This is a genomic window from Pseudoalteromonas sp. JC3, from assembly GCF_030291895.1.
Classification (GTDB): domain Bacteria; phylum Pseudomonadota; class Gammaproteobacteria; order Enterobacterales; family Alteromonadaceae; genus Pseudoalteromonas.
Genome location: NZ_CP127855.1, coordinates 991,609 through 1,016,376 on the forward strand (window position 1 = coordinate 991,609; position 24,768 = coordinate 1,016,376).

Consider the following 24,768-nt stretch of genomic DNA (forward strand, 5'->3'; position numbering starts at 1 on the left):
AACGAAAATGGATATTGAGAATACACAGTCAGTGGCAGAGTCAAATCGCAAGCGAGCCGCGCTGATTAAAAAGTTGGCAGAGCAAAAGCGCGCCCAGATGTTGGCTAAGAAACAAAGCAAAATTACAGCTCGGCAAATAGGGTCTAACACCTTGCCTTTATCGTTTGCACAGCAACGCCTGTGGTTTCTCGATAAGCTTTCTGACCAGGGCGCAGAATATAATATCTCCGGAGGCTTCACCGTTAGAGGAGAGTTTAACGTTGTGGCGGCCCAACAGGCAATACAACAGATCATCACTCGCCATGAAGTGCTTCGAACGACATATGATGACAAGGACGGAGAGCCTATTCAGATTATTCAAGCGACTCCTGAATTTGCAATGACAGTTTACGACTTGAGCCGTGACGAATGTGCACCAAATGCGAATACGATGGAGGAGTTACTCCAGCGCGAATGTGAAAAACCGTTCGATTTAAGTACCGATGTGATGCTCCGAGCAAGTTATATCTCTTTGCCACGCGAGCAAGAACAGGCTGTTGGGGTATTACTGTTTAGTATGCATCATATTGCTTCTGATGGTTGGTCGATGGAAATTGTCACGCGTGAATTTGTGGCAGAATATCAGGCTCAACTTGATGACCGCCCAGCGAGTGTCGTTGAACCGGAGATACAATACGGTGATTTTGCACTTTGGCAACGCCAACACTTGGATCAGCAAGTGTTGCAAAAGCAACTTGAATATTGGCAGCATCAACTTGAAGGAATGCCTGCCGTTCATCGTCTACCCATGGATTATCCACGGCCAGATTTTAAACGCTATCAAGGCCTTAAACTTTCCAGACGACTCGAAGGCAGCGTAAGCCGTCGAGCGTTGATGTTTGCAAAGGAGCATGGACTGACTCCATTCATGTTATTTCATGCGGTGCTGAATCTTATGATGGCACGCTGTAGTAACCAAGCTGAATTTGTAGTGGGAACGCCAGCCGCTAACCGAATGAAGTCAGAGTTGAAGCAAGTGGTTGGCTTTTTTGTTAATACGCTCGTTTTAAAAGCAAATGTCGATGCGTCTAGTGTTAATGCATATCTTGAACACATTAAAGAAGTTAATTTAGATGCTCAATCTAATCAAGATATTCCTTTCGAGCAGATAGTTGAGCATTGCGTGCCAGCCAGAAGCGCCCAATACACCCCATTATTTCAGGTACTGCTAAGTACAACGAGCGGTCAAAACACTGCATTAGAGCTACCTCACCTTGAGTTACTACCTATTGAGCGCAAAGGGGTGGTAGCTAAATTTGATATAGATATTAACGTTGCTTTGGGTGAGCAAGGAGGCCAAATCAAATGGGTTTATGATAGTGCTATTTTTAAGCCTGAAACGATAACACAATTTGCTGATTTTTTTGAATGTACCCTAATCTCCCTATTAAATTGCGATGATCTTAGTTTGCCCTTAAGTCGCATCAATATGATCACTGATGCTGAGCGCACGAAGCTAGTTACTCCCAACCAACCGCAGTTTGAAGGTCAGCCACTAGCAGATCATGTTCATCTTCATTTTAGTGCGCAGGCCCAAAAGCTTCATAACCAAACCGCGTTAATATCGCAAAATAACCACATTAGCTATCAAACAGTTGATAGCGCCTCGACACAAATGGCTATACATCTTCAAGAGTTGGGGGTAGGTGCTGGCGATATTGTGGCTGTAAGTATGATTCAGAATGAGCGCTTAATATATACTATTTTGGGCATTATGAAGCTTGGAGCAGCCTATTTACCTGTCTCACCTGATTTACCTAAGGCGAGGTTACAGTATATTTTTGATGATGCATCAGTGTCATTGGTGATCACATCGGAAGAAAAGATAGGGCTCGACAAGCGTGATGGCCTCAAGGTCATATGTTTCGATGATGATTTTGAGCAACGAATATTAAATCATTATGTTACTGAAGGCTTTGAGCCCCACCAAGGTGACCCATCTACACTACCAAGTTATGTGATTTACACTTCAGGTTCGACAGGCAATCCCAAAGGCGTTGTCATTTCGCAGCAAAGTGCTTTGCAATTTGGGCTCTATATGGGGCAGCGATTTGCAATTGACTCTAATTGCCGAGTACTACAATTTGCCACTATTAGCTTTGATGCTTTTATCATGGAATGGCAATGGGCATTATTAAATGGTGGCAGTCTACATTTTTGCGATCCGCAATGTAAAACCGATCCTGCACAGCTAAGCTCGTTTTTACAGCAACAAAGTATTACTCACACACTGTTGCCGCCGACACTTCTTCGCCACCTTCCTTATCATGATAATTATGATTTTAAAGCTCTGTTGGTCGGAGGCGAGGCTTGCGATGAAGGTTTGGCCGAGCAGTGGGCTGGGCGATACCCTATGTTTAATGCGTATGGGCCCACCGAGTCTACAGTGTGTGCCAGTATTGCTGAGCTAAAACCCCAGCATCAGGTCACAATTGGTACTCCTGTAGATTTCACCCAACTATTTGTCTTGAGTCGCGACGGTCAACCTTTACCGAAAGGCTTGTGTGGAGAGTTAGTGATAGCGGGAAGTGGGTTGGCTTTAGGTTATTTGAATAAATCAGAGCTGACTTTGCAAAAATTTATCACGAACCCTTTTGGGGCGGGGCGGTGGTATTTTACTGGAGATATTGCGCGGCAAAATAGCCGCGGAGAATTTGAATATCTGGGACGTATTGATGATCAAGTGAGTATTAAAGGCTTCCGGATTGAGCCTGAGGAAGTTAAGCAGCAACTACTGTTAGCTGTTGGTGTAACCGCGGCAGAAGTAGTTGTTGAAGAATTGGCTGCGGGACAGCGTAGGTTGCTAGCCTACATTGTAGCGAGCAATGAGGTAGTTGGCTCTGACGGTGAACTTATTGCATCGGTGAAAGCACAACTGCATGAGCGTTTGCCCAATTATATGATCCCTGCAGGTTTTGCTGTGCTTGATGCACTGCCTGTCACCCAAAGTGGCAAGGTTGATAAACAGGCACTACCCAAAATAGATATGTTGGCGCAACAAGAATCATACCAAGCGCCAAGCAATGATATAGAGCATCAACTGGTTGAGTTGTATGCTCAGTTGCTGGGACTTTCACCACAACACCTAAGTGTTACGAGTAACTTTTTTGAACTGGGTGGTGATTCGATCTTGTCTATACAGCTAGTGTCGAGAGCCGCAAGGGTTGGATTGTACTTTTCTGTTAAGCAGTTGTTCTCCTACCAAACCATAGCTGCACTGGCTGCCCATGTTTCGACTTCACAAGTACAGCAGGTCTCACAGCAGCCAAGTGCTGGAACCTTACCATTACTGCCTATTCATCAAGCTTTTTTTATGGATGAGGCTGGACTAAATCATTTTAATCAAGCTGTTATGCTCGGTTGCCAAATCCAGTTAACTAAAGAGTTTCTGACCCAAGTTGTTACATGCTTAGTGGTCCAGCATGATGCACTGAGGTTGCGTTTTAAACATCAAGATACTGGTTGGGTTGGTGAGTTTGCTGACACTTCAAGTTTTGATATTGACGCAGTACTAAGCGTAATCAATGTTGATAATTTAAATTCAATTACAGGTATTGCGGATGAGTTACAGCAAAGCCTCAACATTACAGTTGGCCCCTTATTCAAAGTGGTCTTGTTTACTGATCCAAAACAGCAGCAGCGTCTGCTGATTATTTGCCATCACCTTATTATAGATGGAGTCTCTTGGCGTATTCTGCTGGAAGACTTTGAGCGCTGTTTAGATAAGAGCCAAGAGCTCACTCATCATGCTCTATTTGAGCTTGGGCAAAAGACCACCGCTTATCAAACATGGTGCGAGTATTTAGACTCATGGCCAAATCTAGAACAGAATGCCAACGAGATTGCTTATTGGCGAGAGCAGTTAGCGCTACCTGTACCTAGTTATCGGCGCGGTGAGACGAGTGAGGCATACATAAGTAATGAGTTTGTTGGTAGTTTACAGTTTGCATTGGATAAGGATTATACAAGCTTGTTGTTGCAACGAGCTAATAGCACTTATAGAACACAAATAAATGAGCTACTCATTGCAGCGCTATTACGTGGTTTTAGTCTTTGGTCGGAACAGTCTATCATGCGCATAGATTTAGAGGGGCATGGTCGCGAAGAGCTTGATAGCGGCCATGATCTCAGTCGCACTATCGGCTGGTTTACTACCTCATACCCACTTACATTAGAAGCGCCTGATGGAGATCTTGAAGCGCTAATTTGTGCAGTAAAAGAGCAATACCGTGCCATTCCAAATAAAGGACTCGGCTTTGGGTTATTAGCTCGGGCAGGTCTGTTGGGGAGTAATGTTGAACCTCACGCTGAAATTGTATTCAACTATCTAGGCCAATTTAAGCAGGTGATCAATGAGCAATCGCTATTGTTTGCTGTAGAGGAAGGTACCGGGCGAGCTATCAGCCCTCATAGAAAGTTAACACACGGGCTTAGCTTCAACGGTAAAATTTTGGCCGAGCAATTACAGTTCAACTTGAGCTATGACAAAAACGGTTACTCCTGCGAGTCTCTCCAAAAGTTAAACCAGCTAATTGTCAGAAGTTTAGAAGAGATTATTCAGCACTGCTGTGATGTTGAAGCCGGTATTTTTACGGCGTCGGATTTTCCGTTAGCAACCGTCCAGCCGCAAGAGCTAAAAAGCTGGACGCAAGGCCAAGCTATTCAAGATATTTATGCGACAACGCCAATGCAAGAAGGGATGCTATACCATAGTCACTTGGAGCGTGGTGCATACGCCAACCAGCTATTTATGGAAGTGATTGGTGAGGTTGATCTCGGCCATCTGCGTGCTGCTTGGCAGTGTCTGGTAGATAGGTACGACATTTTTCGAACTGGATTTAGAACGTCAGAACTAGGAATAATCAATCAGATTGTCCATCAACAGGTGACATTACCTTGGCAAGAGTTTGATTTAAGTCAACTAGATGTGGCGGAACAACAAGCGATAGTCAATCAAATGCGTGCTGAAGACAAGGCGGAAGGCTTTAATGTCAATATGCCACCTTTAGTACGAGTAACCGTTTGGCAATTGGCACCCCAACACTATCAGCTTTTGTGGACTCAGCACCATGCATTAATCGACGGTTGGTGTTCTGGTATTGTTTTCTCCGAGCTATTAGCGATTTATCATGCATTAAGTAACAAGCGAGATATACAACTATCGCCAGCCGTGCCTTACAAAAATTACATCGCCTGGCTACAAAGTAAAGATAGTGATAAAGCTGAGCAGTTTTGGCGTACTCAAGTGGGTCAAATTACTGAACGAAGTCATTTACCTTTTTCTCGTTACCTAGAGCAGCCTGACTATGTGGTTGCGAGGGAATATTTACAACTAACAGTCGAGCAAACTAATGCGTTAACTCTGCTTGCAAAGCAAACGCGCACCACCCTGAATGTTGTATTGCAAGCTGCTTGGGCTTTATTGTTGAGTCGAGCAAACCGCAGTAAACAGGTTACGTTTGGTACAACCGTATCCGGCCGCCCTGCAGATTTGAATGGGGTAGAGTCAATGGTGGGGCTATTTATTAACACAGTGCCCGCGGTCATCTCTCTTGACTCAGAGCAGAGCGTATCTGAGCTGTTACTACAGCTCCAATCAGATTATATTGAAAGAGATGAATACAGTTATTTTCCGTTATCAAAAATTCAAAAGTTATCTAGTGAACATGCCGGTCGCGGCCTCTTTGATAGCCTATTAGTATTTGAGAACTATCCGCGCTCTTTATCCGATGCGAGTAGGCACACAGAGCAGTCACTGCAAATCAAAAATATTGAATCGCAGCAAGGCAACAATTTCCCTCTTTCTTTGATAGCCTCTCATGGCGAGGTACTCAAGATTAAGTTCGAGTACCATAGTAATCATTATTCAAAACACGGGATAGAACAGCTTCGTAGCTGCCTTGGCGAAATCCTTACGGCCATGTCACACGGATCAGATAAGCCAATATCGACATTAGCTTGGCTAACCAAAGCACAGCAACAAGCTGTTTTAGTGAACAGTGGTTATGGCCGACAAACACAAACTTCCCCGAGCTTTATTGCTACCTTAAAGCATCAATTTGCCAGTTATCCAGAGGCTGAAGCTGTTTATAGCCATGGGGTAAGTACGAATTATCGAGCATTAAATACAATTGCTAATCAAATCGCTACACAGTTATCAGAAAACGGTATCGGTAAACAAAGTCGGGTTGGAATTTGTCTCGAAAAGGGCGTGGGTTATTTAGCTTCAATTATAGCGACATTTAAAGTTGGCGCTGCATTTGTGCCATTGGAAAAGGAATGGCCAACAGAACGTCTAGCTTTCATTGCTCAAGATGCACAGCTAGACCTAACGCTCACTGAGCCCACGACTCAACATGCAATGACCAAGTCTCAACGACAGCTATGCATAACAAAACTAGCTTCTGAACATATCGAGTTTGAGGGGGACATCCCTCACGCTAATGATATCGCTTATATTATCTACACGTCGGGCACAACTGGTAAACCTAAAGGAGTGGCCGTGAGTCATGGCAACATAAGCCATTACGTTGATGCCATGTTATCTCGACACGCGATTGCCCAACATAGTCGCTTTGCTCTCCTTACTTCATTTGCCACAGATTTGGGTTACACCTCGATACTTCTAGCGTTGGCGACAGCAGGCAGTGTAGATATAGGTAGTCGAGAGTTGATCCAAAGCGGTGATAGTTTTACCCAGCATATCCTTGCACGTGAGATTAATGTGATTAAGCTGACTCCGAGTCTATTGGCTGCACTGTTGACACATTATGATGGAAAATTGACATCGCTAAACCATGTATTCGTGGGTGGTGAAGCTATTCAATCCGATGCTCGTCAAGTCATTCGCACGCTACTTAATGATGGCGTGGAAGTAATTAATCACTACGGTCCAACAGAAACTACCATTGGTGCATGTACACAGGTTATTAATGATGTGGATGCTAAGCCAATAGCGATAGGTCGCCCTATTTCAGGAATGCGAGCTTGTGTGCTGGATGATAACAAAGAGTTGGTGCCTGATGGCATCGTAGGTGAGCTGTACTTATCAGGAAGCGGTGTTGCTTTAGGATACATAAAACAATCGTCGTTAACGGATCAATATTTCACTCTTGACCCTTGGGCGTCCGATAGTTCGCGTCGTTACGCCACGGGGGATTTGGTATATAGAGATGAAAGTGGAGATTTGGTATATGTCGGACGTAAAGATAATCAAATCAAAGTTCGTGGTTTCCGCGTTGAACTGGAAGAGATCGAGCTAACTTTACTGCGCTCACCTAGTGTTAGTACCGCCGTTGTCATACTTAACAGCGAGCAAACTTTGGTGGCCTACATCAAGCTCAAAGCTGGTGCTGTGGAGCAACAAAGTAATCTATTAAATCTTGCCCAGCAATGGCTACCTCACTACATGGTACCAAGTGCGATTGTCTTTGTGGAAGATATCCCATTAAAAAGCAACGGAAAAGTAGATAAAAGTGCATTGCCAAGTGTGCAAAAGAATGTTGAGAAAAAACGAGCTGAAACGCCTTTGGAATTAACCGTTGCTCGAGCTTGGGCGCAATATTTGGGCTGCGATGCTGAAACGATAGGAGTCGAAGAAAACTTTTATGATTTAGGTGGTGACTCCGTAAAAATGATTTTGGTGATTGGCTTGTTGAAGAAGCAGGGGATCACAATAGCAGCTCAGCAAATGAGCAAAATCAATACCATTGCTGGGGTCGTGGAATTGGTTGAAGGTCAAGGCCAAGCACCGAAACAGCCAGAGTCAGTTGTTTTATTGGGGCAACAAGCTGAAGAAGTTATCTTCGCGATTCACCCATATGGGGGGCGTGTTGATAACTATCGCCAGTTGGCAGCTAAATTGCAGCCTGAATATCAGCTACTAGGGTTACAAGCGCCATACAATTACCAGTCTGACTATCGATTTGATTCTGCAAAGCAACTAGCTGAGCGTTATGTAGAAGAAATCCTCGTTACGCAACCAAAGGGGCCTTATAGGATCATAGGTTGGTCTGCTGGTGGCACACTCGCGCACTTGGTTGCTGCTACGTTACAGCAACGAGGCCGGAATGTTGCCTATTTAGGCATGATAGATTCACTTCCGATAGGCATATCTCGAAAAGTGAAAAGTAACCATGATTATCTGTTAAATAGCGCTCGCTATATTGATAAGCATATCGCCACGAAATTAGCACCAACTTGTAGCTACAGCTACGATGAGCTGATGCAAGCCATCATTGAGTCAATATTTTCCTCACAACCTGATTTCCCACTTTCACGCGATGTGCTAACCGCAGCGTTGCAATTTGGGGTTGATTTAGGGCGTAGTTTGGCGACTGCTCAGGCGATGCAAGAACCATTAGATTTAGCCGTTGAGTTGTTTAAAGCGACTGCTTCAGAAGGCGGGGTGATTGAGCCTGCGTCATTTACTCAGGCCTTTAAACAGCCGCTGAAGGTGCATGAATTTGAGACCACACATGCCAGTCTACTCGAAGGTGATGCTGTAGTCATGATAGCCGATCTAATAAAACAGAGTTTAAAGCGAAAGAATAAGAAAAATGAAGGAGTAACTGGATAATGTTAAAGACTAAACCACTACCCGAAGCACGAGATAGAGAAGTACTACTTGAAGTCGAGTTGTCAGGTATGAAATCACTTGATTGGGTGACACAGCATAAGGAGCAACTCAATGGCATGTTAGATGAGCACGGAATGCTGCTCATTCGAGGTTTAAACGTTGTGAGTAGTAAGCAGTTTGGGCAAGCGCTTAGCACGTTGTTTGGCTGTGAGTTAGCTTCCTACCAATACCGCTCGACGCCTAGGACCGAACTTAGAGGAAATGTTTACACTGCCACTGAGTATCACCATGACGAAGTGATACCGCAGCATAATGAATGTTCTTATGCGAATAAGTGGCCTCAAAAATTAGGTTTTTTCTGTATGTTACCGGCAGGAAAAGGCGGAGCGACACCGTTGGCTGACAGTCGTGCGGTATATGAAAAATTACCAGCGGAGATCCGTGCCAAATTTGAATCTAAGCAAATCATGTATGTACGAAACTATAGCGACATTGATCTGCCTTGGACTGAAGTATTTCAAACCGACAGTAAAGAGGATGTTGAACGTTTTTGTCATGAAAACGGTTTTGAATTTGAATGGTTTGATAATGAGTTGCGGACCAAGCAGGTTAATCAAGCTGCAATTGAACACCCGCTACATGGCTTTAAAGTTTGGTTTAATCAAGCTCATTTATTCCACATTTCAAGCCTTGACCCTGAAACTAAACAGAGTTTTTTATCAATGTTTGGCACTGAAAGATTACCAAGAAATACCTACTTTGGAGATGGCAGTGACATTCCTGAAGCTGATTTGGCAAAAATCCGGGAAATTTATGAACAGGAAATGTTCCATTTCAATTGGCAAAAAGGCGATGTTTTACTGCTAGATAACTTACGTTTTACCCATGGCCGGCAACCTTTTGAAGGTGCCAGGAAAGTGCTTGTAGGCATGGCCTAACTTCAGGAGAGAGTAATGGTAGATACAATAATAGATGGTGCTGATATTAAGTCATTCGCGACGTTGATTGAGTCCAACTTAACGCCGTCCTCGGTCACTAATCCTACTTTTTTGTCCGGTATCGCAATAGCAGATCCCGTTTTATGGGCAAGTACAAATCGGGAAGCTATTTTAGATTTATTGCAACGCGATGCTGCACTGGTTTTTAGAGACTTCTCATTACCAACTCCTGAGCATTTTGAAGCATTTGCCGCAGCCATTTGTCCTGACCTTTACGGTAACTATGGCGATTTACCGAAAAAAGAGGTTGGTAAGAAAATATACAAGTCCACACCATACCCTAATAACATGAAAATACTTTTCCATAATGAAAGTTCCAATACTGGGGTTTGGCCAACAAAACAATTCTTTTTTTGTGAACAGCCAGCGGCTGTTGGAGGGGCAACGCCATTAGTGGATTGTCGTGCTGTATACAAGGCTTTACCGGAGCATATCAAGCAGGATTTTTCAGCAAAGGGATTGAAATATACGCGTAACTTCTCTGCTGGGTTCGACGTGTCTTGGCAGGACTATTTCAAAACAGACAGCCTTGATGAAGTCAAAACTATTTGTGAACGGCTAGGGTTAACATTTAGTCACGACGCAGATGATACGATAACTACAGAGTTCACAACGGCTGGCGTACTGGTCTTATCTCCAGAAGAAGTAAGCTTTTTCAACCAAGTGCAACTACATCACCCATTTTGTCTAGAACCTCAGGTGAGGGCCGTTTTGCTTGAGTTGTTGGGACAAGATCGATTACCACGAAATGTTACATTTGCAGACGGGAGTGTTATTTCTGATGAAACAATGCAGCTGATTGCAGAGGCCTATGAATCCTGCGCTGTGCGGTTTACGTGGCAACAAGGAGATGTCGTAATGGTTGATAACCGCATTATTGCGCATGGTCGAGATGAATTCGACGGCAATAGAAAAGTTGTAGTGGCGATGGCAGATATGAAAAATTGAACCATTTTGTATCATTTGTAAATTATTTATTTACTTGAAATTAATTAAATTAACATGTTAACCTGTTCGCAAAGTGTTCAGTTTTGGTCACTATTGACACATTTTTAATCATGATTGAACAGCTAAACGCTGAAAGTCAGGCGAGTGTTTTCTGCCCCTCCTTGCTTTCAAGCTATGTAGCCAAGTACTTGATGTAACGACTTCTCTTTACTGCAGTTCAAGTATTCCTAGCGAATTAATTACAAGTACTGTCTATAGGTAGGCAAGGAAAATGAAAGAATTGTATAGTCTTGAGGAGTACGACAAGCATTTATATGGTTATGTCGTTACTGAATTACTTGCTCTGTGTTTTAAATACAACATATTTGAACGGTTAGTTCAGGCACCAGGAACAAATATCGGCCAGCTAGCGCAAGAGCTGAACCTAGCACCTGAAGCTCTGCATCGAATGTTATTGACGCTTAATGCACTAGATATTCTCACGGAACGTGGTGATGGCTTCGCTGTTGAGGATTATTATCTTCCCTTCTTCGATAAAACCCACATACGTTATTTAGGAAACTTCACTCAATTTGTATGCGATCAAGGTCGCAAGTCCATATTTAAATTAGAAAACCTTTTGACTGGTGAGGAAAAGCCTCGCTCGCCATATGATGATATATACAGCCAAGACAAAAGCTATAGTTTTGCTGCTGCGATGTGGGAGCTGAGTCACTGTTCAGGCCAACCCTTAATCTCATTTTTACCTGACGCACTCGGAGATGTTGTTGACGTTGGTGGTGGTGCAGGTGCAGTAGCCAGTATGCTGATCGCTGCAAACAAGGCACAAAGCGTTACAGTATTTGACCTTCCTGAGGTTGCTTCTGAGTTTGATAGGTATTGTAATGATAATCCCCTTTTTCACCGCATTCGATTTAAAGCTGGCAGCTTTTTTGAAGACTCGATACCTAATGGCAATAACTATTTGCTGAGCAACGTTTTATCTAATTGGAATGAGAATTCATCAGTAGCCATCCTCACTAAAATTCACGCTCAGTTGGCCGCCGGAAGTGGCGGTAAAGTATTCATTTTGGAAAGACTTTTTGATGTTGCTGGAAGTCGCTATTCAACTGCTGTAATGCACTTAAACATGATGCTCCATACCGAAGGCGCACATCGTAGCTTTGAGCAGTATAAATCTCTTTTACACCAGGCGGGTTTCTCTTGTGTAGAGCTGATAGAAACAGGGACTGACAGGCATATCGTAACCGGTAGTTTATAAAAAAATACAAAAGGAAATACCATGAATAATATTATCGACTTTCATATCCATGCGGGTGATTTCCCGCAACTGCGTGAAGACATCCAAGATTTAATACAAAAAATTCCGTTAGAAGATGGGGCTGATGTTAAGGAGCTATTTTCAAATGGTGAGGCAATGTCTGCCTACCTTCAAAACGCGGGTGTAAGCACAGGGATTATTCTGGCTGAATGTGGGCCGGGTACAAACTATTCTATTACCAGTGAAATGATCGCTAACCGTTGTAAAGATAACAATAGTTTAGTGCCTTTTGGTAGTGTTAATCCTAATTATCACAAGGATCCGATAGCTGAATTTCATAAAAGTATAGAGGCTGGAGTCAGAGGGTTTAAATTCTATCCTGCTGATCATGGTTTTGATGCATTAAGTAGTGACATGATGGAAATTTATAAACTCTGTGAACAGCATGGAGTGGTGATCATGTTTCATACCGGGTTTACGGCTCAAAAAGATACAGAACAAATGTACTGTAACCCCGCGGACTTTATTCCTATTTTTGAGGCATGTCCTGAGTTGGCAGTCGTATTGTGCCATGCAGGTAAGCCGCACTGGTACAAAGAATCTGTTGAAGTAATTACTAAGTACCCAAATGCATTTATTGATACTGCGTTAGTACCAATCGATGTGGTGACTGAGTTGGTTCGTAGTAACCCCAAAGTAGTAGACAAAGTTTTATTTGGCTCAGACTGGCCTGTATGTGGCAATTATGAGGCATTAGTTGAGCGCTATTTACACTCTGGATTGAGTGAAGTGCAACTGCAAAAAATAATGCGTACCAATGCATTAAGTCTGCTCACTCGTAGAGATTTTTAAGCATCACTGCTTGGACTCAACCGTCATCAAAAATTTGGAGTTTAACCGTGAATAGTACTGAACATAACACGCAACATATCGACCATATTATCATTGGGGCCGGACCTGCAGGGGTACAATTAGGATATTACTTTGAGCGTGACCAAAAAGACTACCTCATCTTGGAAGCCGGTGAGCAACCGGGGAATTTTTATAAAAAGTTTCCGAGGCATCGTAAATTAATTTCAATAAATAAGCGATTCACTGGGAGCGACAATCCTGAATTCAATATGAGGCATGACTGGAATTCATTGTTGTCCGATGATTATTCTTTGTTATTTAAAGATTATGATAAGGAGTTTTTTCCTCAGGCAGACAGCTTAGTTACGTATATGCAAGATTATGTAAATCACTTTGACATTAAAGTGAGATGTAACACTCGAGTTGTTAATATAGATAAGGAAGATGCACTATATAGGCTAACAGATCAAAATGGGAACGTTTTTCTTGCTAAGAAGTTAATCGTTGCAAGTGGCTTTTTGAAACCACATATCCCACAGATTAAAGGAATTGAGTTAGCTGAAAACTATACTGAGATGTCAATTGACACAAAGGATTATGAAAACCAAACAGTACTAGTGATTGGTAAAGGTAACTCAGCCTTTGAAACTGCCGATCACTTAGTTTCCTCAGCAGCCATCATCCACCTTTGTAGTCCTAATTCTGTAAATTTTGCATGGAAAACACACTACGTGGGTCATTTGAGAGCGGTGAATAACAACGTGCTTGATACCTATCAACTCAAATCGCAAAATGCAGTCTTGGACGCAGAGATTATGTCGATTGAATGCGTAAATCAACGCTTTAAAGTATTATTTAAATACAAGCATGCTGAAGGGGAGCTAGAAGAACTATGGTATGACAAAGTACTTTGTTGTACTGGGTTTGCTATTGATACTAGTTTGTTTAGTGAAGAGACGAAGCCAGAGCTCACAATCAAAGATAAGTATCCAAAATTAAATAACGATTTTGAATCGGTTAATCAAAAAAATATGTATTTTGCGGGTACTTTGACCCATTCGTTAGATTATAAAATGGCGACATCAGGATTTATTCACGGGTTTAGATATAATAGTCGAGCATTGAATACGATATTAAACAAAAAGCAGGGCGAGCATTACCCTGAAGTTACCTGTAACAACGAAGATGTTGCTCAACTCGTGCTTGATCAGGTTAATGAGTCCGGTGCTATGTGGCAGCAGCCTGGATTTATAGGTGATTATTTTTACCCAGATGGTGACAAAGTACATTATGGTTTTTCTTTACCCATAAATCATGTGCTTGAATCTTTAGCAAAAGAGAAAAGACAGTTTTTCACCGTAACACTAGAATATGGTATAGATGCGGACTTTGACCCGTTTACTGCCAACCGGATCCATAGAGAAAATGTCGCGGCTTCAGATCACAGCCAATTTCTTCATCCAATAATTAGAGAGTATCAAGGGACGGAGCTAGTTTCTGAACACCACGTTATTGAGGATCTATTGGCTATTTGGAAAGAAGATATTCACTTACACCCACTACAATCTTTTATCAATGAAGCAATTCGTTTAGTACAAAAAACTGAAGAGTTGGCCTAATCCCCTATGAAACAGCCCCAAAGCAAGTGTTTCGGGGCTGCTTTCTTTTTGAGTCCTGCAAAACAAATTTTCCCCATGCGTTGTATTCCATCACCTTTTAAGGTGTCGATTAAAATGTTGCTACGAGCGCCAGTTGAGCCGTGCTGTTTAATACCAATTTGTCTTACTATTTGCTCAATTTGAAGAATCAAATCTGATGCTAACTGCGTTAAATATTTCTCATTTATTTGGAACTACTAAAGGGTAAGGTTATTGCCTTACTCATATGGACATAGGTAGCTTGTCGCTAGTAAGGAACGGGAGTTGAGCTCCTAACTTTACACAAATATTTCGCTATGTTGTTTAACCAAAAAAGGTAAGTGACGGTTTCAATAGCAAGGTTGGTGTACAATAAGCGTAAATAGCCTGAGGCTTGGAGAAGGAATGAGCTAACTAATTGTTTTTGAACTCACATTAAATCATTTCCTTATCTAGCCAGAGAGTTTTGGGGATAATCCCGCGCTCGTGTCCTGCTACCGCGCAGTTAGCACTAAAACCTTTCTGCTAGAAAGGCATTAATTATCCGAAGTTCAGGTTAAATAGTACGCGATTCGGCAAACATTGATTGTTTATAAAGTCAAGATCAGCGAAAATAGCGGCCAACTACGATTAACATGACGGATTTGACAAGCGAAGGGCAAGAAAGAGCGTGCTTCCGAAAATATGTACAAATCCGTGTACAAACTAAAAGAATTTATACATGGCTACCCAAGATTTTCTTAATGAAATCAACAAGCGAAGGACCTTTGCAATTATCTCGCACCCTGATGCCGCCCAGCCTTTCAATGCTTAAAACCACCTTTCATTGCACACCACAATCACATCTCTACGTACTGAATTTAAAGGCTTTTTGTCTTTTTCTCGTTTCTTTGCTTTTCAATGATGTTCAAGCGTAACCTCGGAAAATGTGTACAAACTTGAGTACAAATTCCGTTTTAGAGGCCTTTGGTGAAAATTCCATGACACAAATCTGGCTGTAGGCCTTGTGTTTACTGGGTTTGATGAAGAAAGTACTTCCTGCTTTTGGTACTTTGGTTTCGACATTACAAAAGCGGAATAAATGCGATCATCTCTAGTTTTTTGTTTATAAGTTTATGAATTTAAAGGGTTCGTCATTGTGGTTTTTGATGTGTCATTGTTGCGAGTGTACAAACAGTGTGTACAAATTTTTCTCGTTAGGCGTGTTGATTGCTATTCATGACACAAACCGCCTTGTAGCCCTTGTTATTCATAGGTTTGAGCTGAAAAGTACCTAATAGCAACATTCGTGTTTCGATAAGGCTGATCTTCTGAACAAATCATGCATCTTTCTGACCATCAACAAGTGATGAATCAGGCGATGATAGCTTTACATTGATTTTCAGGAGAATGCAGATGACAGCAGTAGCGCACCAGGTAACCCCTTTTCTAACATCTTACGAAGTGATGGCTCGTTACCACATTAGCTATACGACGCTCTGGCGAAGAATAAAAGATGGCAGCTTGCCGCAACCTCGTATCAACCGAAATACACGAAACAAGCTGTGGCACATTGAAGATTTGGAGGAGTATGAGAAGAAAGAGGACTGAGCCTCTTTCTTTTATTTTATTGTCCGAAACGCCAGTTGAACGGAAAGCCTGTCGGCTCGATGATGGTCTCTAGCTGTTGATACCAAACGTCGTAAGCATGACGCATTTCATCCAGGTACTGATATTGGTTGTAGATAGCATCCAACCCTTTTTTGCTGTGGCCAATCATCAACTCGGCAACTTCTTGCGTCGTGATGGCCGACATTCGCGTTCGCATAGTTCTGCGAAGATCATGCATAGACCAATGTTCCATCTCGACACTAAGCGACCTGCGAGCCCAAATTTTCACATTGTTAGGAATAGTGGTATCAAAGCCATTTGTGGCAAGCTCTTCTTGTCCGTTCGCGGGAAACAAGTAGGTTGATTTGCTCATCTGCATCGCCAGTTCAATCAGCTCAATAGCTGGCTTAATCAATGGCCGCATGATCGGCGCTCCAATTTTCTCACCTTGTTTGCGGATCTCTATGGGCACTGTCCACATTGCAGATTGCAAGTCAAAGTGATGCTTTTCAGCTTGAATGAGTTCGCCCTTGCGCCCTCCCAATAAGAGAAGCAGTTTTATGTAGATGCGATTCTTCTCAGTGATTTTTGACTCATGCAAATAGCGCCAAAGTATCCTGATCTCGTTGTCATTTAGCACCCGAGTTCGTTTTCCTTTTTTACCGCCAACCTTTTTTGCTGTGATCCCAGCGGCAGCGTTAATTTCCAAAATTTGTTCATCAATCAGCCAGTCATAGAACTTATGCAGTACAGACACTAGGCGCTCTGTGTTTGACGGAGACGATTCCGAAACCTCACGAAGACAGTTTCGCAAGGACAATTCAGTGATGTCAGTTAATGGATACTTGCCAAGTCGGGGCAGCAAATATATTTCACTGCTGCGTTTTTGGTAGTGCCACGTTTTCTCCTTTAGCCCTTGCTTACCGGCAGAGTCTATCCAGTCTCGAAAAATCGATTCGAAGCTTTGATTAGCAGAATACTTAGCCCGTTCCTGCTGTAGGTAAAGCTTGGGGTTTCGGCCTTGATCAAGTACTGCCCTTAACCTATCCAGCTCATTCCTGGCTTCAGCCAGCTTCATAAGGGGGTAAGTACCTATGTCTACCCGCTGTTGCTTGCCATCGAACCGATAACGAAACTGAAAAACAATTTTGCCCTTGGGCGATACCCGAGCACTTAGCCCATCTCGGTCGGCTTTTACTACGGTTTCTTTTGCTTCTTTATTTAACCTGGCATCGAGCCAGCTAACTGATAACGCCATGTTATAAGCCCAGCCCTAGTTTTGATTTTAATGATTGTTTACGTGTTTCTGCTTTGGGTTCTGGCGCTGTACTCATAGAAGTAACTTCACCATCTGGTGCAAGGCCATCCACCGGTACAGATGTCGTGGATAGATTGGGTTGGCTCATTTGAATTAACCCAAAGGTTGCCAGCATCCGCAGACGCTCAGCGCGTTCCCGTGGTGGCGTCTTTTCCAATTCTTTGAGTAGTTCTGGGTGGCTCCCTGGGGGAATGTTGACGACAACTCTCATGATCATGCCCCATAAAACCAGAAGCCTCGGACGTTCGCCAAAACAGACTGCTCAGGCACGATGATCTTGCTTCGTGAAAAAATCTCCTTGGCCGCTTCCTTATAAGCCAAGGCTCCACCTCCGGCGATCAATACCAAGTCCGCATTAATGCTTTCGTCACGCATGGATTGACGCATGGCTGTAAGAGCAACAGGCGCTACCTTTTTCATGGCAGCATTCAGATAAGGTGAAATATCGACTTTTTCTCCAAATAGCAGGACCTGTAAGTCGCCGGTTCTCATGGCTTTTTCAAGTCGATCCATTCCGACTTTGGCACCATGATCTTCCGAAATCAGCTTATCGATGGTTTCCAGTAGCACGGACATTGCCTGAAGACTGGTTCCTGATGAGCTGTAGCGAATTTCTCCGGCCTCAAGGGCAACCCAATCAACAGAAAAGAAGCCGGGATCAATGACGACGACACGACCTTCTTCAATCAAGCCCAGATCACCACCCGTTTGAACCAGATCCATATAGGCACCGGCAGGCTGTGGTAGTACTTTGACGTCATGAACGGTGATGCTGCGCTTAGGCGTCACTTGATGGACACCTTTTAAACGCTGCACAAGGTCAGACTTACGTTGTGGTTCATGAAACTGGGAAACCGGTAATCCAGTGACAACCAAATCGATGGATTCTGTTTCAGCCATTAACAAGGCGGCATGAAAAAGTGCCTTATAGGTTTTTGTGGTGGGATATTCCGGGTGAAGCTCTCGTTCCCAGCCTTGAAGGCGTCCAGCAGGAACACCAGCGGCCCAGCGCTCATTATCGACAGAGACATACAAACAAGTTTCATCATCGCCTCCACCGATACGCTCCGGCATACGATCCGCTGGACCGGCACCCGCAGGTAGAATAATGGTTTTCGGTTCACTACCTGATTGGCCAATTGCCAGCTTCAGGTTTGAGTAACCGATATCTACGCCTAGTACAAACATACTTATCTCCTGTGCACTCAAAGTGCTCTAACGGTTTTCAATCAACCGCGCTGTTCACGCTTGGGCATTTCCAAGTGCTCTGGCGGTTTACTCAAATGTCATTATCAGGATTCGGTGCACTGGCGGTGGGCAGAAAGGTGACAAATCCTTTCATCTATCTGCCTATTGCATTTTTGCAAAAGTATGAGAATAGGCTCTGTTTGGCGGCTGGTGACCTAGCCAAAAAAATTGAGACGCCAAACGTCGTTTGCATTCTGGCCTGAACTTGCCAAACGGTTTGTATCTTCATGGCGATACGTCTTTTTAGGTGTTTTTAAGTGAAATCAGCCTGTATCCCTTGTCGGGTATGGGATTGAGCGAGTCGATTTATATCGAGACGCCAAACAGTGATTGTGACGGCAGTTTTACGTTTGGCGTTTCGATCCAAAAGCCAAACGGATAGTGGTTTTGGCTTTAGGGGTTAATTGGATGGGGAAATTGGTTTGGTAGAAATCGTCAATGAACAATGGAAAGCAGATGTATCAGATTTACTTCAGCAAGAAACGGACAGGCTAAAAGCGCTGGCACGAGCTGAAGTTGATGACTTTTGGGTTACCCATTACAAGGTTCGAGAGAATGAGCCCTTTAAAGACTGGGGTCTGCTTGGTGTCCGTATCAGAGACTTTAAGTATGGCTTTGGCATAGAGTGGTATATCAACAGTTTTCACGGTCAACGAGGCAAACGCGTGGTCTTTAGCAAGGGGCTGCGTATCTCAAAGACGAAGCTGAGATACGCATTTTTAGACTGCCAAGGTTTGGCCAAAGAATGGGAGCTAGCGCTGGCCATGGAGAAAGAGGAATTCTTCAGTGATATTCGACGCCAGGTTGATAAGCTCAACATGCTGCGTCGCAGAGTGAATGCGTATTGAGTCAACTGCGCTACTTCACTCGCGGTAACTGGTCCCAGCGTGTTGTATAAGCGGGAGACAAATGCTCTCGCTTCATCGACCAATCTTTCTTGAGTCCTTGTCCAGCAAAGAAAACCTTTCCGGCACCGCTTTGGTTAATGGTGTCCAATACAGACATTAGCTGCTGGCTATTAGAGCGGGTCGATACGTCATCGAATAGTCCTGGTTGAAACATGCCAGGATCGTAAAAGTCAGACAGCATGACGCCCGCTTTGGCATAACGAAAACCATCCTTCCATATCCGCTTGAGTAAGTGATTGGCCAGCTCGATAAAATCCCGCGTGTCGCAACTGGGGATTAGCAATTCACCCGATGCAGAGTTGCTGTACTGCGGCTCGTTGTCCTTAAAGGGGCTGGTACGTATGAACACGGTCAGCACTTTGGCTTGCTGCTGTTCTTTGCGAAGTTTCTCAGTGGCGCGGGTTGCGTATTCGCATACGGCTTCACTTAAAAATTCAAAGTGCGTCACTTTTACGCCAAATGAACGGCTACAGACGATTTGCTTCTTAGTTGGCGGGATCTCTTCAAGTTCAATGCACGACTCACCATTGAGCTCTCTGACGGTTCTTTCTAAAACCTCTGAAAACTGGTCTCTGATGGCTCTAGGAGAGGCATTGGCGAGATCTAAGGCTGTGGTGATACCCAACGCATTTAAACGCTTAGAAAGCCGTCTACCAACGCCCCAAACATCATCAACCGGGACTAATGCGAGCAATCGACGTTGCCGATCTGGATTGGTCAGGTCTACAACCCCCTGAGTAGCTGGATATTTTTTGGCGGCATGGTTAGCCAGTTTGGCGAGTGTTTTAGTCGGTGCAATGCCTACACAGACGGTGATCCCAATCCAGTGGCCTATGCGCTCTCGCACTTGTTGTCCGAACTCGACAAGAGATATGGCAGACTCAATACCGGTTAAATCCAAAAACGCTTCGTCAATAGAGTAAACCTCTACTCGTGGTGCCATCTCCTCCAAAGTGCGCATCACTCGACTGCTTAAATCTGCATACAGCGCGTACAGTTGGCTAAGAATTCCCGCTAAAAATAGACGAGTAAGTGAGCAACCATTCTGCCGCATGGGTTGCTGGCGTCTAACACCAGAAAAATCACCCAGCCCAACCCGCTGTCTATTTTTTAAGGTGGGCATTCATCTACATGTCTAATTTTTTACCAATTTGATCGCTAAGATGTACTAATTTGATTACCGAGGGAGACTGACGGACTAATTACTTAGGGGCTTAATCGTACAATCTCCACTCGACACCACACAACTCACTTCTGGACATTTCTGAGTTGCATTTTAGCTAATTTAGAAAAACATGAATTAGATAAAGTATGGAAATTTCAAATCAATATGAGGCGGACATGAAGAAATTGAAAAAAGTAGCTTAACTGGGTTGGTCAATTTTGGTTGACCACGTCATGTTCCGGTGAGTACGCAAGTCATTGGCGCTAACGAATATGAAGGTCACTTTGCTTTTGACTTACTCTATAACAACTCTTCAGATATACAGCCTAATACCTTATCGACCGATACGCATGGTACCAATAATGTTAACTTCGCTATATTAGATTTCTTTGGTTACACATTCGCCCCTCGATACGCGAAAATGAAAAAGGTGTTTTTTGAGCTATTTGAAGTGACTGAAGAGAACGGAGGCCGTATTCAATTAAAGAAAGATATTAATCATAAGCTAATTGCTGAAGAATGGGACAATATTCAGCATATTGTTTGTTCATTGAGTCGTAAAACCACCACTCAAAGCACAATCATTAGAAAGTTGAGTAACGGCAAGAGCCGAAGATTGTCAGCATTGCATGAGTACGACCGTTTAATTAAATCTATTTATGTTTTGGAGTATGTTGATAATTCAACGTTGCGTCATTACGTCCAGCAAGCCTTGAACAGAGGTGAAGCATACCATCAGTTAAAACGTGCTATTACTTCAGTTAATGGCAATAAATTTCGTGGGGGGAATGATTACCAAGTATCACAATGGGGTTCTAGGGATTTTCCCCTCTAAAAAGACTTAATCCTCTGTAGACCACACCAATAAATGGCTGCGGAGGTGGGTTACTACTTATAAGTGTGGCAAATTAGGTAAATATCGTACATTTAATACGGAACAGCCCTGATATGGCCATCAAAAACGAAATTACTATTCTCACGAGAGCAGAACAGGCAGATCTTTATTCCCCACCCATTTTTTCAATCGAAGAACAACGTCTGTACTTTTCTCTGAACGATGCGGAATTGGCAGTTTTTCGGTCAATTCGTCTCAGAGCTCATAGATGTTACTTTGTCGCGATTTTGGGATACTTCAAATCAAAGCCCGTCATCCTAGATATCGCTTACTCGCAGGTTTCTAAGGATTTAATGTTCATCAGTAAAGAGCTGCTTGGCGGCAAGGGGCTCAGACCATTCACTCCCTCACAAAAACAAAAAGATCGACTCTACGCAAAAGTATTAGACCTTGCTGGTTATCACAAATGGGACGAAAGTCAGCACTTCAATTCTCTTTTCGACCACCTTGTTCAGGTGGGCAATGCCTGGCTGGAGCCGCGTTACCTCTTTGATACTGCTATTGAATTCCTAACCAGTCACAGCATTGCTATCCCTAGGTACACCGTACTCCAGAGACTGATAAGCAGAGCGATGCAGCAGGTCAGAAAAGACCTGGCGCACCAACTTAATCAACTCACCAGTCCTGAACTTCACGTCTTTCTGGACAGCATAACAGCCATTGATGACGGACTAAGCCTGAACCAGCTCAGAGGCGGTGCAAAAAGTCTGACCGTACCTGAACTTAAAAAAGAGCTTGCCCTTTATCATCAGTTAGCGCCATGGCGCACGCAAATCAATGGCGTTATCGATGGGCTTAATCTGTCTCTTAAAAATCGACAACACTTCGGTGAGCTCATCAACTATTACGGTAGTAAACTCAAACGATTCAAACGCGCACAGCAGCATCTATGGTTGCTATGTCACCTGACAGAGCGGATACAACTGGCACTGGAACGGTTAACTGATGGGTTCATTTACCATATCCGCAAGCAACAAGAAGCTGCCAACACCTTTGCACAACAAGCAGTGTTCCTGTCCTGGCAGTCAGCCGCGGACAATGTCACGAAAGCGGCAGAGTTACTGCATCTGTTTGTGGATGAGAACATTGATGATAATCAACCCTTCTCAGTAGTCAGACAACAGGCATTGAAGGTCATGAATGACAGGGATATCCAGACCCTCTGCCTTTACCTGAAAAAACAGAAACGGACCGTGGAAGAGTACCAGTGGCAACATTACGATGAACAATGCAATCTCCTGGAGCAACTGTTAAGGCAGGTGTTCTTGTGCCTTGAATGTGAGGCCGGTAAAGGCTCAGAAGCCGTCGTCGCCCAACTTCAACAGATGCAGACGGAAATCGCATTCGGTGGACCACTGAAGACGATGGATACGTCGCTCATCCCGAAAAAGCACCTCCCATGGTTGGTTAAACAGGATAACGTTAACCCGCAACGTTACGAATGGCTGCTCTACCGGCAGTTAACCTCACGACTGAATGGACGCATTTATTTGCCAAATGTTACCAAATACCGCGCACTGGAAGACGACCTGATCCCCCAGACATCGCAGGATACCTTGCTGGCCTCATCAACACTGGACAGACTAAAACAGCCCGCAGAGTTATTGTTACAGGAGAAACAACACCGGCTGGAAAGTGCACTCAAAGACGTTGCTCTCCATATTGATGAGGGAGACAATCGAAATGTGATCATGAAAAATCGTACCGGTACCCGCTGGCGTCTGCCGACCAAAAGCGCTACATCTCTGGTCAACAATCCCTTTTTTAAGCGAATGCAACCGGTCGGTATCGCGGATGTACTGCGGTATGTAGAGCGCGAAACCGGGTTCATGAAATGTCTGACTCATGTACTTCCGATACAAAAACAAGGGTTCACTCATCAGGATGATTTACTGGCCATTCTGATTGCCAACGCCACTCACCGTGGTGTGTATGGCATGGCGCAGATCTCCGATCGAAGCTATGAACACCTGAGTACGGTGCAGGCCAACTATATCCGGCCTGAAACGCTGCATGACGCCAGCGACGTGATCAATAATGCGGTTGCAGCGCTACCCATCTTCCGCCACTACCATATTCAGGAGGACCAGCTGCATGCCAGTGCGGATGGTCAGAAATTCGAAACCCATCTGGAAACCTTTAAAACCCGGTACTCCTCTAAGTATTTCGGCACCAACAAAGGGATCACGGCCATGACACTGGTGGCCAACCACAGCGCCCTCAATGCTCGGATCATCGGTTCCAACGAGCACGAATCACACTATATTTATGACCTGTTACAATCCAACAGCAGTGAAATCAAACCTGACGTACTCTCGACAGATACACACGGTGTCAATCATGTTAACTTCGCCTTACTGGATCTATGCGGTTACAGTTTTGCACCGCGATACGCGCAGTTCAGTAGTGTCATCAATGATCTGTTTGATGTGACTGAAAGTGAACAAGGCAGCACCATACTGGCGCTAAAGAAGCCTATCAGAACGAATGTTATTACAACGGGATGGCAAGATATCAGGCGTATTGTTCTGTCACTTCAGACAAAGCGGACGACACAAGCAATGCTGGTAAGAAAGTTGTCTGGTTACCCTTCTGGACACCCAATATTACAGGCTCTGACGGAGTATAATCGACTGGTTAAAGCGCAATATTTACTTGACTACATCGACGATGCCAGTTTGCGGCAGTATGTGCAACGTGCCCTGAACCGGGGAGAAGCATGGCACTTCCTTAGACGAGCCATTGCGTCGGTGAATGGTGATCAGTTCCGTGGCAAAAACGAGTCTGAAATCGCTATCTGGAATGAATGCGCAAGATTGCTTGCCAACGCGATCATCTACTTCAACTCCGCGATACTGAGTCATCTTCTGGGACACTTTGAAGCGAGAGGAGATGAAGAGAAAGCGGGTATCACTCGTGCTGTTTCGCCCGTTGCGTGGCAAAATATCAACTTAAGCGGAACGTATAACTTCACTAATACTGGGAAATTGCCCAATATTGGCGAAATAACAAGGCCGATAGTGGATGATTAGGCTCCAAGCTGAAAGTAAACCACCTCCGCAGCCATTTATTGGTGTGGTCTACAGAGGATTATGTCTTTTTAGAGGGGAAAATCCCTAGAACCCCACCTTGAGACAGAACGCGCCTTGGTCAGAATCCCAGTCGCTGGGCGGGTTTGCGCCTACGCTCTTGACCCCCACGAGGTCTGGAAAGGGTACGACAACGCCAAAGAATACGCGGCCTTCGTGACCAAGACGCTGGTCAACAAGGACGGCGATATTAAGCGCCGGATCATGTCGATGTTTAGCCCAGAGGAACGCCCAGACGACAG

14 protein-coding genes are annotated in these 24,768 nt (G+C 44.0%); 10 read left to right on the forward strand and 4 right to left on the reverse strand.

Annotated elements, in window-relative coordinates; all coding sequences use genetic code 11:
* Positions 1-7: 7 nt before the first annotated feature.
* The 7 genes from QSH61_RS03955 (at position 8) to QSH61_RS03985 (ending at position 15,903) form a co-directional block, all read left to right on the forward strand.
* The gene (locus QSH61_RS03955; RefSeq protein WP_206471711.1) at positions 8-8,617 is read left to right on the forward strand and encodes a non-ribosomal peptide synthetase; all 8,610 of its coding nucleotides are present in this window, start codon (positions 8-10) and stop codon (positions 8,615-8,617) included.
* Positions 8,617-9,555, forward strand: coding sequence for a TauD/TfdA family dioxygenase (locus QSH61_RS03960; protein WP_010604449.1), 939 nt, complete (start codon positions 8,617-8,619; stop codon positions 9,553-9,555). The genes QSH61_RS03955 and QSH61_RS03960 overlap by 1 nt, the downstream gene beginning before the upstream one ends.
* Before the next feature lie 15 nt (positions 9,556-9,570).
* Positions 9,571-10,563, forward strand: a complete 993-nt coding sequence (locus QSH61_RS03965) for a TauD/TfdA family dioxygenase (protein WP_010604448.1) — start codon at positions 9,571-9,573, stop codon at positions 10,561-10,563.
* Between the two features lie 271 nt (positions 10,564-10,834).
* Positions 10,835-11,824: a methyltransferase gene (locus tag QSH61_RS03970; RefSeq protein WP_206471712.1), complete on the forward strand. Its 990-nt coding sequence runs from the start codon at positions 10,835-10,837 to the stop codon at positions 11,822-11,824.
* A 21-nt stretch (positions 11,825-11,845) separates the two neighbouring features.
* Positions 11,846-12,676: an amidohydrolase family protein gene (locus tag QSH61_RS03975; RefSeq protein ID WP_010604446.1), complete on the forward strand. Its 831-nt coding sequence runs from the start codon at positions 11,846-11,848 to the stop codon at positions 12,674-12,676.
* 47 nt (positions 12,677-12,723) lie between these two features.
* Positions 12,724-14,295: an NAD(P)-binding domain-containing protein gene (locus QSH61_RS03980; RefSeq protein ID WP_010604445.1), complete on the forward strand. Its 1,572-nt coding sequence runs from the start codon at positions 12,724-12,726 to the stop codon at positions 14,293-14,295.
* Positions 14,296-15,708: 1,413 nt separating this feature from the next.
* Positions 15,709-15,903: a helix-turn-helix transcriptional regulator gene (locus QSH61_RS03985; RefSeq protein ID WP_000127614.1), complete on the forward strand. Its 195-nt coding sequence runs from the start codon at positions 15,709-15,711 to the stop codon at positions 15,901-15,903.
* Between the two features lie 16 nt (positions 15,904-15,919).
* On the opposite strand, the gene QSH61_RS03990 is transcribed toward QSH61_RS03985, so the two are convergent.
* From QSH61_RS03990 to QSH61_RS04000, 3 genes are read right to left on the reverse strand one after another with little or no spacing between them, the layout of a single operon-like run.
* Positions 15,920-17,161: a tyrosine-type recombinase/integrase gene (locus tag QSH61_RS03990; RefSeq protein WP_065274792.1), complete on the reverse strand. Its 1,242-nt coding sequence runs from the start codon at positions 17,159-17,161 to the stop codon at positions 15,920-15,922.
* Between the two features lies 1 nt (position 17,162).
* Positions 17,163-17,432, reverse strand: a complete 270-nt coding sequence (locus tag QSH61_RS03995; RefSeq protein WP_001995600.1) for a hypothetical protein — start codon at positions 17,430-17,432, stop codon at positions 17,163-17,165.
* A gap of 2 nt (positions 17,433-17,434) precedes the next feature.
* Positions 17,435-18,409, reverse strand: coding sequence for a ParM/StbA family protein (locus QSH61_RS04000; RefSeq protein ID WP_000497807.1), 975 nt, complete (start codon positions 18,407-18,409; stop codon positions 17,435-17,437).
* Between the two features lie 464 nt (positions 18,410-18,873).
* Between QSH61_RS04000 and mobI the strand changes: the two genes are divergently transcribed.
* Positions 18,874-19,317 (forward strand): conjugative transfer protein MobI(A/C), encoded by a 444-nt coding sequence (gene mobI, locus QSH61_RS04005; RefSeq protein WP_000348524.1) that lies wholly within the window; start codon positions 18,874-18,876, stop codon positions 19,315-19,317.
* A gap of 10 nt (positions 19,318-19,327) precedes the next feature.
* On the opposite strand, the gene umuC is transcribed toward mobI, so the two are convergent.
* Complete coding sequence (gene umuC / locus QSH61_RS04010; RefSeq protein WP_001142610.1) at positions 19,328-20,500, reverse strand: translesion error-prone DNA polymerase V subunit UmuC; 1,173 nt, start codon at positions 20,498-20,500, stop codon at positions 19,328-19,330.
* Between the two features lie 283 nt (positions 20,501-20,783).
* On the opposite strand from umuC, the gene QSH61_RS04015 reads away from it, so the two are divergent.
* Together QSH61_RS04015 and QSH61_RS04020 are read left to right on the forward strand one after the other, a co-directional pair.
* Positions 20,784-21,377 carry a Tn3 family transposase gene (locus tag QSH61_RS04015; RefSeq protein WP_000107352.1) on the forward strand — a complete coding sequence of 198 codons (594 nt, stop codon included), beginning with the start codon at positions 20,784-20,786 and terminating at the stop codon, positions 21,375-21,377.
* Positions 21,378-21,490: 113 nt separating this feature from the next.
* The gene (locus tag QSH61_RS04020) at positions 21,491-24,469 is read left to right on the forward strand and encodes a Tn3 family transposase (RefSeq protein ID WP_000985631.1); all 2,979 of its coding nucleotides are present in this window, start codon (positions 21,491-21,493) and stop codon (positions 24,467-24,469) included.
* The last annotated feature ends 299 nt before the right edge of the window (positions 24,470-24,768 follow it).